Annotated in this window: 1 protein-coding gene and 1 pseudogene; both read left to right on the forward strand. The window is 66.2% G+C overall.

Translation table 11 applies throughout. The features are described 5' to 3' along the window. Positions 1 to 3,744 (forward strand): annotated as a pseudogene (locus tag CRP40_RS21880) (amino acid adenylation domain-containing protein); the annotation flags it as partial. Positions 3,745 to 3,830: 86 nt separating this feature from the next. Next, a partial coding sequence (locus CRP40_RS02995; RefSeq protein WP_097223502.1) for a non-ribosomal peptide synthetase occupies positions 3,831 to 14,566 on the forward strand: 10,736 nt, incomplete at its 3' end.

Genomic DNA, 14,566 nt, shown 5'->3' on the forward strand with positions numbered 1-14,566 from the left:
GACGGCGTGCTGGAATACCTCGGTCGCCTGGACCACCAGGTGAAGATCCGTGGCCAGCGCATCGAGCTGGGTGAGATCGAGGCGCGCCTGCTGGAAGTGGCCGGTGCGGGTGAAACCGTGGTCGTGGCCCGAGAGGATGCCCAAGGTCAGCACCTGGTCGGCTACGTGGCCGACCCATACCCGCCTGCTGATCTAGCAGCCTGGCAAGCCCAGCTCAAGGCCCGATTGGCCGAGGCCTTGCCGGCCTACATGGTGCCTTCGCACCTGGTCTGGCTGGCGGCGATGCCCTTGAGCCCCAACGGCAAGCTGGACCGCAAGGCCTTGCCTGCGCCTGATCTGGAACAGGCCCGGCAGGCCTTCCAGGCACCGAGCACTGAGCTCGAGTGCACCGTTGCAGCCATCTGGAGCCAGGTGTTGCACCTGGACCAGGTAGGCATGGCCGATCACTTCTTCGACTTGGGCGGGCACTCGCTGCTCGCCACCCAGGTGATTTCGCGCGTTGCCCAGGAACTGGACCTGGAGGTGCCGCTGGCGCTGCTGTTCGAACACAGCACCCTGCACGCCTTTACCCAGGCCGTGAGCGCTCTGCAAGGCCACCGCGCCGCACCGATTGCCCCCGTGGACCGCAACCAGCCGCTGCAGCTGTCGTTCGCCCAGGAGCGGCAGTGGTTCCTGTGGCAGCTGGAGCCGCACAGCAGCGCTTATCACATCCCCATGGCCCTGCGCCTGCGTGGCGAGCTGGACCTGCAAGCGCTGGAAGACAGCTTCAACCTGCTGGTGCAGCGCCACGAAAGCCTGCGCACCACCTTCATCCAGGAGCAGGCCCAGGTTCGTCCGGTCATCCACGCCCACTGGCGTTTGCCTGTGCCGGTGCAATCCGTTGCGGGCGAAGACGAGGAGGGCACACTGATCCAGGCCTTTATCCAGGCCCAGACCGCCCAGCCTTTCGACTTGGTCAATGGGCCGTTGCTGCGCATCGGTGTGCTGAAACTGGGGGCACAGGACCACGTGCTGACCTTGGTTCAGCACCACATCGTTTCCGATGGCTGGTCGATGCAGGTGATGGTCGATGAATGGATGCAGAGCTATGCCAGCCTGACAAGCGGCGCGCAGCCGAACCTTGCGCCGCTGCCCGTCCAGTACCTGGACTACGCCCACTGGCAGCGCGACTGGCTGGCAGCCGGTGAACGCGAGCGTCAGCTGATGTACTGGCGTGAGCAACTGGGCGATGAGCCGGTGGTGCTGGAGTTGCCCACCGATCACCCACGTCCTGCCGTGCAGAGCTACCGCGGTGCCCGCCTGGGGCTGACCTTGGACACGCAGCTGACCACGGGCCTGCAACAGCTGGCGCAGCAGCACAACGTCACGCTGTTCATGCTGCTGCTGGCCTCGTTCCAAGCACTGTTGCAGCGCTACAGCGGCCAGGACGACATCCGTGTCGGCGTGCCCGTCGCTAACCGCCATCGCCTGGAGACCGAGCGTCTGATCGGCTTCTTCGTCAATACCCAGGTCTTGCGTGGGCGCTTCGATGGGCAGCTGACCGTAGAGGCGCTGTTGGAACAAGTGCGCCAAGCCGCGCTGGGCGCCCAGCAGCATCAGGACCTGCCGTTCGAGCAGCTGGTCGAAGCCCTGCAGCCGGCACGCAGCCTGAGCCACAATCCGCTGTTCCAGGTGATGTTCACCCACCGCAACCTGCTCGACCAGCAGCTGGGTGACGGCTTCAAGGTGCCGCAGCTCGATGTCCAGACCCTGAGCGGCGAACACCACAGTGCCCAGTTCGACCTGGCCCTGGACACCTTCGAGACACCCGACGGCCTGGGGGCGACCTGGACCTTTGCCACCGACCTGTTCGAAACCAGCACGCTTGAGCGCATGGCCAGCCATTGGCAAACCCTGCTGCGCGGCATGCTTGCCAGCCCTGGGGCACGAGTGGCCGAGCTGCCCCTGATGGACGCACGGCAGCTGGACACTGCGCGCACCTGGAACCAGACCGCTCAGCGTTACCCCGATGAGCACTGCGTCCACCGCCTGATCGAGCAGCAAGCCCAGCGCAGCCCCGAGGCGGCCGCCGTGGTGTTCGGCGCGCGTCAACTCACCTATCGCCAACTCAACAACGCCGCCAATGGCCTGGCCTGGCAGTTGATCGATCGCGGCGTTGGCCCGGACGTGCTGGTAGGCATCGCCGCCGAGCGTTCGCTGGAGCTGGTCATCGGCCTGCTGGCCATCCTCAAGGCCGGTGGCGCCTACCTGCCGCTGGACCCGGACTACCCCGAGGAACGCCTGGCCTACATGATCGAGGACAGCCGCATGGCCTTGCTGCTGCATGCACCAGGCTTGCGCCTGCCGGTGCCCGAAGGGCTGGCGACGCTCGAGCTGCTGGCCCCGCAGGCGGACCCGGTTGACGTACCGAACCCGCAGGTCGACCTGGCGCCGGAGCACCTGGCCTACGTGATCTACACCTCCGGCTCCACTGGCAAGCCCAAGGGTGCCGGCAACCGCCACGTCGCCCTGGCCAACCGCCTGTACTGGATGCAACAGGCCTATGAACTGACCGCCGCCGACCGGGTGCTGCAGAAGACGCCGTTCAGCTTCGACGTGTCGGTGTGGGAGTTCTTCTGGCCGTTGATGACCGGCGCCCAACTGGTGGTGGCCGAACCCGGCGCGCACCGCGACCCGGCGCAACTGGTGGCCCTGATCGTGCAGCATGGCATCAGCACGTTGCACTTCGTGCCGTCGATGCTGCAGGTGTTCCTGCAATCGCCGGACCTGGACGGGTGCCACAGCCTGCGGCGCATTCTCTGCAGCGGCGAGGCACTGGCGCTCGATGCCCAGAGCCAGGTGTTCGCACGCCTGCCCAAGGCCGGCCTGTACAACTTGTACGGCCCGACCGAAGCCGCCATCGACGTCACCCACTGGACTTGCGTGGAGGAGGGCAGCGACAGCGTGCCCATCGGGCGCCCCATTGCCAACCTGCACACTTACGTACTGGACGCGGCCCTGCAGCCGGTCGTGCCGGGGGTGGCCGGTGAGTTGTACTTGGGCGGCGTGGGCCTGGCCCGTGGGTATCACCGCCGCCCGGCGCTGACCGCCGAGCGCTTCGTGGCAAGTCCTGTGGGTAATGGCGAGCGTTTGTACCGCACGGGCGACCTGGTGCGTTACCGCGCCGACGGCGTGCTGGAATACCTCGGTCGCCTGGACCACCAGGTGAAGATCCGTGGCCAGCGCATCGAGCTGGGTGAGATCGAGGCGCGCCTGCTGGAGGTGGCCGAAGTCCGTGAAGCGGTCGTGCTGGCTCAGCCTGGCGCCGCCGGTGCGCAACTGGTCGGCTACGTGCTGGTCGCCGGCGCTGACCTGGAGGCCACGCGCCAGGCGCTGCTGCGCGAGCGTCTCAAGGCTCACCTCAAGGCCAACTTGCCCGGCTACATGGTGCCCGGCCAATGGCTGCTGCTGGAACAGTGGCCGCTCAGCCCCAATGGCAAGCTGGACCGCAGGGCCTTGCCGCTGCCCCAGGCCGCGCCACAACAACAGGGCTACGAAGCCCCGCAACGCCCGGTCGAGTGCCAACTGGCAGCGATCTGGCAGGACCTGCTCCAGCTCGACAAGGTCGGCTTGAACGACCATTTCTTCGACCTGGGCGGTCACTCTCTTCTCGTCGTGAGCCTGGTCTCACGCATTCAACTCGAGCTTGGTATGAAGGCAACTGCGCAATTGATTTTCCAATACCCCACCCTGGGCGAGCTGGCCCGCCAACTGGAGCGCGAAGGCGGGGCGGTGGATGCCTCCACCCTTGACCAGCTCGAAAGCTTGCTCGACGAAATGGAGGCGGTGTAATGGATCACGCCAGCGCCCTGCGCATTGCCCAACGCTTCATCGCCTTGCCCGTGGACAAGCGCCGTCAGTACCTGGCCAAGATGGCCGAACAAAAGGTCTCGCCCAGCAACCTGCCGATTCCGGTCATCCGCGAGCAGTTGGACAGCTTGCCGCTGTCCTTCGCCCAGGAGCGCCAGTGGTTCCTCTGGCAGCTGGAGCCAGGCAGCAGCGCCTCTCACATCCCTACCGCCCTGCGCCTGCGCGGCCAACTCGACACCCAGGCCTTGCAGCAGGCGTTCGATGCCCTGGTGGCACGCCACGAGACCCTGCGCACCACCTTCGTGGTGGAGGAGGAGCGGCCCTGCCAGCGCGTGCATGGCGCCCTGCCGATCGCGATCGAGCCGTTGCACCTGCCGGCCACCCTGGCACCCGAGCACCAAGACGCCCAGGTACAGGCGTTGATCGAGCAGCAGATCGCCAGGCCCTTCGACCTCGAACACGGTCCGCTGGTACGGCTGGGGCTGCTGACGGTGGCTGACGATGAACATGTGCTGGTGATGGTGCAGCACCACATCGTCTCCGATGGCTGGTCGATGCAGGTCATGGTCGATGAGCTGATGCAGCTGTACTTGGGCTTCGTCCACGGGCGGGCGGTCGAGCTGCCCGCGCTGCCCATTCAATACGCCGACTACGCCATCTGGCAGCGTCGCTGGATGGAAGCCGGCGGCAGCGAGCAGCAACTGGCCTACTGGCGTGAGCAACTGGGCGCGCATCAACCTGTGCTGGAGTTGCCCACCGACCGTCCGCGTGCGGCCCAGCCAAGCCTGCGCGGCGCGCGTGTCGACCTGCCCATCGACAGCGCCCTGAGCGAAGCCTTGCAAGGCCTGGCGCAGCAGCAACAGGTCACGCTGTTCATGCTGTTGCTGGCGTCGTTCCAGGTGCTGCTGCACCGCTACACCGGCCAGACCGATATTCGCGTCGGGGTGCCCAACGCCAACCGCAACCGGGTCGAGACCGATCGCCTGCTGGGCTTCTTCGTCAACACGCAGGTGCTGCGCGCCGATGTGCAGGGGGCCTTGGCCTTCCCGGCGTTGCTGCAACAGGTCAAGCAGACGGTGCTCGGTGCCCAGGCGCATCAGGACCTGCCGTTCGAACAACTGGTCGAAGCTTTGCAGCCAGACCGCAGCCTGAGCCACAACCCGTTGTTCCAGGTGATGTACAACCACCAGCGCCAAGGCCGCGACCAACGCACCCGGCAGGTGCCTGGGCTCGATATCGAAGGGCTGTTCTGGGAAAGCCACAGCGCCTCGTTCGACCTGACGCTGGACACCGTGGAGGGCGAAGACGGCCTGTGGGCGTCGCTGACCTATGCGTGCGACCTGTTCGATGCCGCCACCATCGAGCGCCTGGGGCGCCATTGGCTGACCCTGCTGCGCAGCCTCGTCGCCGACCCGTCGCGCTGCATTGCTGCGCTGCCGATGCTGGCCGTCGATGAGCATGAGCACCTGCACGCTGTGCGCAACGCCCCGGACCTGCGTCACGCCGACGGCCCGCTGGTGCACGAGCGCATTGCCCAGTGGGCTGCGCAAACCCCGCAGGCCACCGCCTTGTTGTTTGGCGAGCAGCGCATGAGCTTTGCCCAGCTTGACCAGCAGGCCAACCGCCTGGCCCATGCCCTGGTCACAGCCGGGGTCGGGCCGGAAGTGCTGGTCGGTATCGCCCTGGAGCGTGGCCTTGAGATGGTCGTGAGCCTGTTGGCGGTGCTCAAGGCCGGCGGTGCCTATACGCCGCTCGATCCGCAATACCCCCGCGAACGCCTGGCCTACCTGATGCAGGACAGTGGCATGGCCCTGCTGCTCAGCGACAGCGCGCTCATGCAGCGCCTGCCGGTCCCTGAGGGGTTGGCAACCCTGGCCCTGGACCACATGGACCTGGCCTCGCAACCCTGCCACGCGCCGGCGAACGCCGCCCAGGCCGATAACCTGGCCTACGTCATCTACACCTCGGGTTCCACCGGCCTGCCCAAAGGGGTGGCGGTAGCCCATGGCCCCATCGCCATGCACTGCCGGGCGATTGGCGAGCGCTACGAAATGACGCCAGCCGACTGCGAACTGCACTTCATGTCGTTCGCCTTCGACGGTGCCCACGAGCGCTGGCTCACGCCCCTGACCCACGGCGCTTCGCTGCTGATCCGCGACCCGCAGCTGTGGACGCCGGAGCAAACCTATGCCGCCATGCATGAGCATGGGGTGACGGTCGCGGCGTTTCCACCGGTCTACCTTCAGCAACTGGCCGAGCACGCCGAGCGCGACGGCAACCCACCGCCGATGCGGGTGTACTGCTTCGGCGGCGATGCGGTGTCCGAGGCCAGCTACGCCATGGCCCGGCGCGCACTGCGCCCGACCTACATCATCAATGGCTACGGCCCTACCGAAACCGTGGTCACCCCCCTGATCTGGAAAGCCGGCGAACAGGACCGCTGCGGCGCAGCCTATGCGCCCATTGGTGATCGCGTCGGTGAACGGCGCGCGTATGTGCTCGATGCCGACCTGAACCTGTTGCCCCTGGCCATCCCGGGAGAGTTGTACCTGGGCGGGCAGGGTTTGGCCCGTGGCTACCTCAAGCGCCCGGCGCTCACTGCCGAAAGGTTCGTACCGGACCCGTTCGGCAACGGTGCCCGGCTGTACCGCAGCGGTGATCGGGTAAGCCTGCGCAGCAGCGGCATCATCGATTACCTCGGGCGCATCGACCGCCAGGTCAAGGTGCGAGGTTTTCGTATCGAGTTGGGCGAGGTGGAAGCTCGCCTGCTGGCGGTGCCGGGTGTGCGCGAAGCGGTGGTGGTGGCCCAGGCCGGCCCGAGCGGCCAGCAACTGGTCGGCTACGTGGTGAGCGACGACGCGCCGCAACTGGCGTCCGATCATCAGGCCCAGGCTGAGCGCCGCGAATCGATCAAGCGCCGTTTGAAGGTGGACCTGCCTGACTACATGGTGCCCACGCACGTGCAGTTGCTCGAACGCATGCCCCTGACCCCCAACGGCAAGATCGACCGCCAGGCCCTGCCGGCAGTCGACCTGACCCAGCTGCAAGGCCAGCATGTGGCCGCCAGCAGCCCGCTCGAGCAGGCGTTGGTGCAGATTTGGCAGGCGGTGCTGAAGGTCCCTCAGGTTGGGGTGACCGACAATTTCTTCGAATTGGGCGGCGATTCGATCATCTCGATCCAGGTGGTCAGCCGGGCCCGTCAGGCCGGCATCGTGCTCAGCCCCAAAGACCTGTTCCTGCACCAGACCGTGCAGGCCCTGGCCGGTGTGGCCCGTTTTGGCGAGGTCGCCCGCATCGACCAGGGCCCGGTCGCTGGCAGCCTGCCGCTGCTGGCCATCCAGCGCTGGTTCTTCGCCCAAGGCATTGCCGATGCGCATCACTGGAACCAGTCCGTGCTGCTGGCGCCGACGCAGGCGTTGCAGCCACGGGTGCTGGAGGCGGCGTTGCAGGCGCTGATGCTGCACCATGATGCCTTGCGCCTGCGCTTCGATGCCCAAGCCGGGCTCGCCTGGCACCGGGCTGCGGCCCAGCAACAGGGCGCCGAGGAGCAGGCGCCGCTGCTGTGGCACGCCACGGTCGAGCGCGGCCAGGCCCTGACCGCGTTGTGCGAGCAGGCCCAGCGCAGCCTCGACCTGCACCAAGGGCCACTGCTGCGGGCTGTGCTGGCGGAGCTGGACGATGGCAGTCAGCGGCTGTTGCTGGTGGTTCATCACCTGGTCGTGGACGGTGTGTCCTGGCGCATTCTGTTCGACGATCTGCAGCAGGCCTACTCGCAGTGCCTGGCAGGCCAGGCGCTGTCGCTGCCGGCCAAGACCACGGCCTACAAGCATTGGGCAGAACGCCTGCAGGCACTGGCCAAAACCCCGGCCCTGGCCGAGCAGCTGCCGTACTGGCAGGCGCAGGTCGAAGGCGCCGTCGACGACCTGCCAGGCGCACGTCCTCACGCCAGCCTTGAAAAGCGCCATGCCTGTACGGTACACACGCGCCTGGACGACACGCTGACCCGGCAACTGCTGCAACAAGCCCCGGCGGCCTACCGCACCCAGGTCAACGACCTGCTGCTGACCGCGCTGACCCGCGTGATCTGCCGCTGGACCGGGCAGGCTTCGGCGCTGATCCAGCTTGAAGGGCACGGCCGTGAAGACCTGTTCGACGATGTCGACCTGACCCGCACGGTGGGCTGGTTCACCAGCGCCTTCCCGGTACGCCTGGACAGTGCAGGTGACGTGACCGACGCGATCAAGACCGTCAAGCAGCAACTGCGCGCGATCCCCGACAAGGGCATCGGCTACGGCGCCTTGCGCTACATGGGCAGCGCCCAGTCGCAGGCAGCCTTGAACGGCCTGGCCGAGCCGCGCATCACCTTCAACTACCTGGGCCAGTTCGACGGCAGTTTTGCCAGCGATCAAGGCGCCCTGTTCGTGCCAGCCAGCGAGGACGCCGGCGCCGAACAGGGCGCCGAGGCGCCGCTGGGCAACTGGCTGAGCATCAACGGCCAAGTGTACGCAGGCCAATTGCGCTTGGGCTGGACCTTCAGCGAAGCGATGTTCGAGCGCACTGACATCGAGCGCTTGGCGCAGGATTACGCACGCGAGCTGAACCAGCTGGTCGCCCACTGTCTGCTACCGGACAGTGCCGGGGTGACGCCTTCGGACTTCCCGCTGGCCATGCTCGACCCGTCACAACTGGACGCCCTTGGCCTGCCTTGGGCGGACGTTCAGGACCTGTACCCGCTCTCGCCCATGCAGCAGGGCATGCTGTTCCACAGCTTGCTGGAGCAGCAAGGGGGCGACTACATCAACCAGCTGTCGGTCAGCGTCCAGGGGCTGGCGCCTGAGCGTTTCCGGGAGGCCTGGCAGGCGGTGGTGCAGCGACATGACATATTGCGCAGCGGGTTCCTCTGGCAAGGCGGGCTGGTCCAGCCGCTTCAGTGGGTGCGCAAGCAGGTGCAGTTGCCATGCCGTGAAATTGACCTACGTGGCCATGAAGACCTTGACGCTGCACTGACGCGCCTGGCCGATGCCGAACGCGAGCAAGGCTTCGACCTGGCCCAGGCGCCACTGCTGCGCCTGACGCTGGCCCGCACGGGGGATGATCGTTATCAACTGATCTATACCAGCCATCACATCCTGCTCGACGGCTGGAGTAATTCGCAGTTGCTCGGCGAGGTGTTGCAGCACTACGCAGGCCAGGCGGTACACAGCCTCAATGGGCGCTACAGCGACTATATCGGCTGGCTGCAACGCCAGGACAAACGGGTCAGCGAGGCTTTCTGGCGCACGCAGTTCGCCACCCTTGACGAGCCGACCTGGCTCAGCCGTGCGCTCAAGTGCGCCGCCACCGGCCAGAGTGGGCAAGGCGAATTCAAATGGCGCCTGGACGCTGCGATCACCGAACAGTTGCACGGCTTTGCCCGTCAGCAGAAAGTCACCCTCAACACGCTCGTGCAGGTCGCCTGGCTGTTGCTGTTGCAGCGCTACACCGGTCACGACAGCGTGACATTCGGGGCTACGGTGGCGGGCCGGCCTACGCAATTGCAGGGCATCGAGCAGCAGATCGGCTTGTTCATCAATACCTTGCCCGTGGTCGCGCAGCCTGAACCGCAACAAGCGCTGGCGGATTGGTTACAGACCGTACAGGGCATCAACCTGGCACTCCGGGACCACGAACACAGTGCACTGAGTGATGTGCAGCGCTGGGCCGGGCAGGGCGGCGATGGATTGTTCGACACCTTGCTGGTCTTCGAAAACTACCCCGTGTCCGAGGCGCTGCAGCAGGGCGGCGTCAGTGACCTGCACTTTGGCGACGTGCACAGCCATGAGCAGAACAACTACCCGCTGACGCTGAGCGTCAGCACCGGGGCCGACCTGTTGTTGCATTACAGCTATGACGCTGCGCAGTTCAGTGCCGAGTGCATTGCCCAGGTTGCAAGCCAACTGGCCCATCTCCTGGCGCAGATGGCCGACGGCTCGCCCCAGCGTTGCCTGGGCGAGCTGAAGCTGTTCGAAGAGGGGCGTCAGCGCGCCCCGGTGCAGGACTGGGGCATGGCCGCCGGTGAGTACCCAAGCCTGGCGCCTGCCCATGTGCTGTTCGAGCAGCAGGCCCGGCGTGTTCCGAACCACACTGCGCTGATCACTGAAACCACCGAGCTGACCTACGCCCAGCTCAACGCAGCGGCCAACCGCCTGGCGCACCGCTTGATCGCCCAAGGCGTGGGCCCCGACGTGCTGGTCGGCATCGCCGTCGAGCGCGATGCGCCGATGGTCGTTGCCCTGCTGGCCGTGCTCAAGGCAGGCGGCGGCTATGTACCGCTCGACCCGAAATTCCCCCAAGAGCGCCTGCAGCAGATGGTCGAGGACAGTCGCATCGCGTTGCTGTTGACCCAGTCGCACTTGCGCGAAACGCTGGCACTGGACGCGCAGGTGCAGTGCCTGCTGCTGGATACGCCTGACGACGGCAACGGCTCCGCCAGCGACCCGCTCAACCGCGTGCACGCCGACAACCTGGCCTACGTGATCTTCACCTCCGGCTCGACCGGTCGGCCGAAGGGCGTGGCCATCAGCCATGGTGCCTTGACCCGCCACGCCTTCGTGGCCCAGTGGTATTCCGATATCCACGCGTCCGATTGCGTGCTGCAATTTGCCACGTTCAACTTCGATGCCTTCGTCGAGCAGCTGTACGCCCCGCTGGTCTGCGGTGCCACCGTGATGCTGCGCGGCAATGAAATCTGGGACAGCGAGACGTTTTACCAACGGGTGCTGGCCCACGGCATCAGCGTGGCCGACTTGCCGACCGCGTACTGGAACCTGCTGGCAACCCAGTTTGCCAGCGTAGGGCCACGCGACTACGGGCAACTGCGTCAGATTCATGCGGGCGGCGAAGCCATGCCCCCTGAAGGCATGGCCGCCTGGCACAAGGCCGGCCTGGGCCATGTGCGTCTGCTCAACACCTACGGCCCGACGGAAACCACGGTCACCTCCACCACGCTCGACTGCACTCCATACGTGCTGGGCGAACAACCCGTGCCTCACACCTTGCCGATCGGCACGGCCTTGCCTGGTCGGGAGATCTACCTGCTGGACGATGCCGGGCAACCGGTACCGACCGGTGTCGTGGGTGAGCTGGTGATCGGCGGCGAGTTGCTGGCCCGTGGCTACTTCGGCCGCAGCGCGCTGACCGCCGAGCGCTTCCTGCCCGACCCGTTCGCCGGCAACGGCGGGCGCTTGTACCGCACGGGCGACCTGGCGCGTTACCGCGCCGATGGCGTGATCGACTACGTCGGCCGGGTGGACCATCAGGTGAAGATCCGTGGCTTCCGCATCGAGCTGGGCGAGATCGAGACTTGCCTGCTGGCCCAGGCCGGTGTCAGCGAGGCGTTGGTCGTGGCACAGCCTGGTCCGAACGGGCCGCAACTGGTTGCTTACCTGGTTGCAGATGCAGACGTGCAGGCGTTGCGCGAAGCGCTCAAGGCGAGCCTGCCGGACTACATGGTTCCTGCCCATGTCATGCTGCTCGATCACATGCCGCTGAGCCCGAGCGGCAAGATCGACCGCAAAGCGCTGCCGCTGCCCGAGGCCTCCAGCAACCAGGCGTTCATCGCCCCCCAGACCCCGCTCGAACAGCAACTGGCGCGTATCTGGCAAGACGTGCTGAAGCTTGAGCGGGTCGGGGTGGACGACAACTTCTTCGAGCTGGGCGGTGACTCGATCATCTCCATTCAGGTGGTCAGCCGGGCCCGTCAGCAGGGGCTGCACTTCACGCCCAAGGAGCTGTTCCAGCACCAGACCCTGCGCGCCCTTGCCAAGGTCGTGCGCAATGCCGACAGCGCGGTGCAGATCGACCAGGGCACCGTCCTCGGCGGCATGCCGCTGCTGCCGGTGCAGCACAGCTTCTTCAGCGAGGTCATTGCCCAGCGTCACCACTGGAACCAGTCGGTGCTGCTGGTACCGCGCACAGCACTTCAGGGCGTTGCACTGGAGCAGGCGTTGCAGGCGCTTGTGCAACATCACGATGCGCTGCGCCTTACCTTCAGCGAAGGTGAGCAAGGCTGGCTGGCCGAACATGGCGAGCCGGTGATGGCGCTGCTGTGGCAACGCCAGGTGGCCGATGCCCAGGCGCTGACCGCCCTGTGCGACGATGCCCAGCGCAGCCTGGACCTGGCCGAGGGCCCGCTGCTGCACGCCGTGCTGGCCACGCTGGCCGACGGCAGCCAGCGCTTGCTGCTGGTGATCCATCACCTGGTGGTCGATGGCGTGTCGTGGCGCATCCTCTTCGAGGACCTGCAACAGGCCTACGCGCAATGCCTGGCCGGGCAGCCCGTGAAACTGCCGAGCAAGACCACGGCTTACAAGGCCTGGGCGCAGAAACTGGAGGCGCATGCCCACAGCCCGGCGCTGCAGGGGCAGAAGGACTACTGGATGGCACAACTGCGCGGGCAGCGCGCAGACCTGCCGGGCGTCAAGGTCGATGCAGGCATGCAGGGGCACCACGCCCAGACTGTGCAGACCCGCCTGGATGCCCAGCAAACCCGTCGCCTGTTGCAGCAGGCGCCTGCAGCCTACCGCACCCAGGTCAACGACTTGCTGCTGACCGCCCTGGCGCGTGTGATCTGCCAGTGGACAGGCGAACAGGCCGCGCTGATCCAGTTGGAAGGCCATGGCCGCGAGGAGCTGTTCGACGACGTCGACCTCACCCGTACCGTGGGTTGGTTCACCAGCGTGTTCCCGGTGAAGTTGCCCGTGTCCAGCGACCTTGGCGACACGCTTCGCCAGGTCAAGGAGCACCTGCGCGGCATTCCCGACAAGGGTGTCGGCTACGGTGTCCTGCGCTACCTGGGGGACGCTGCCACACGCGAGGCCTTGGCGGCGCTGGCGACACCGCGTATCACCTTCAACTACCTGGGCCAGTTCGACGGCAGTTTTGCTGGCGACGATGACGCCTTGTTCACCCCCGCCACAGAAAAGCGCGGCCGTGAGCAAAGCCCGGACGCACCCCTGGACAACTGGCTGGTGCTCAACGGGCGCGTATACGACGGTTGCCTGAGCCTGGACTGGACGTTCAGCCGCGAGCAGTTCGATGTGCAGGCCATCGAGGCTTTGGCCGATGCCTACGGCGCACAACTGCAGGCGCTGATCGAACACTGCCTGGCCCCTGATGCAGGTGGCGTGACGCCCTCCGACTTCCCCCTGGCCGGTCTGGACCAGGCGCAGCTGGACCAGCTTGCGGTGTCGGCGGCCAACCTCGAGGACATCTATCCACTGTCCCCGATGCAGCAAGGCATGTTGTTCCATAGCCTGTACGAGCAGGGCAGCGGCGATTACCTGAATCAGATGCGCCTGGACATCGGCGGGCTCGACCCGCAGCGTTTTCGCAGCGCCTGGCAGGCCACCCTCGACGCCCACGCCATCCTGCGCACCGGGTTCAACTGGCAATTCGAGCAGGCCGTGCAGATGGTCATGAGCCGGGTCGAGCTGCCGTTCCGCCTGCTGGACCTGCGCGACGACCCCGCTGCAAAAGCCACCCTCGACGCACTGGCGCAAAGCGAACTGCAACAAGGCTTCGAGCTTCACACCGCGCCGCTGCTCAGGCTGGTACTTGCACAGACCAACGCGCAGGACTATCACCTGATCTACACCAGCCACCATATCCTGATGGACGGCTGGAGCACCTCGCAGCTTCTGGGCGAAGTACTCCAGCGCTATGCTGGCCAGCCGGTGACCCATGGGCCTACGCAGTACCGCGACTACATCGGTTGGTTGCTGCGCCAGGACCGGCAGGCCAGCGAAGTGTTCTGGCGCGATCAACTGGCCTGCCTGCCGGCGCCGACCCTGCTTGCACAAGCCTTGAAGCCGGCAACGCGCAGCACAGGTCAACATGATCATTACCACCGGCTGGACGAACATCACACCCAGCGCCTGAATGCCTTTGCGCGCCGTCATAAAGTCACCCTCAACACCGTCATCCAGGCGGCCTGGCTGTTGTTGCTCCAACGCTACACCGGGCACAACGGCGTCGTGTTCGGGGCCACCGTCGCCGGACGCCCGGCGGCGATCAGCGGCGTGGAGCAACAGATCGGCCTGTTCATCAACACCTTGCCGGTGGTGGCCAGCCCCCAGGCAGATCAGCCGCTGCAAGCGTGGCTGCACGCGCTTGTGCAACTCAACCTGGCGCTGCGCGAGCAGGAGCACACCCCGCTCTTCGATATCCAGCGCTGGGCCGGGCAGGGCGGTGAAGCACTGTTCGACAACATCCTGGTGTTCGAGAACTATCCGGTTTCCGAGGCGCTGCAAGCAGCGCCCGTGGACCTGCGCTTTGGCAGCATCGATAACCATGAGCAGAGCAACTACCCGCTGACCGTCAGCGTAAACGGCGGGTCCACCGTGCTGCTGCACTTCACCTATGCGGGCGAGGCGTTCGATGCCCCGGGTATCGCGAGCATCGGTGACAACCTGGCCCACTTGCTCCTGCAAATGGTCGAGGGGGCCGACGGGCTTTGCCTGGGCGATCTGACCCTGCTGGACGACGGGCGTCAGCGCGCCCCGGTGCAGGACTGGGGCATGGCCGCCGGTGAATACCCAAGCCTGGCGCCTGCCCATGTGCTGTTCGAACAGCAGGCCCGGCGCGTTCCGAACCACACTGCGCTGATCACTGAAACCACCGAGCTGACCTACGCCCAGCTCAACGCAGCGGCCAACCGCCTGGCGCACCGCTTGATCGC

The organism is Pseudomonas sp. URMO17WK12:I9 (assembly GCF_900230165.1).
GTDB lineage: Bacteria > Pseudomonadota > Gammaproteobacteria > Pseudomonadales > Pseudomonadaceae > Aquipseudomonas > Aquipseudomonas fulva.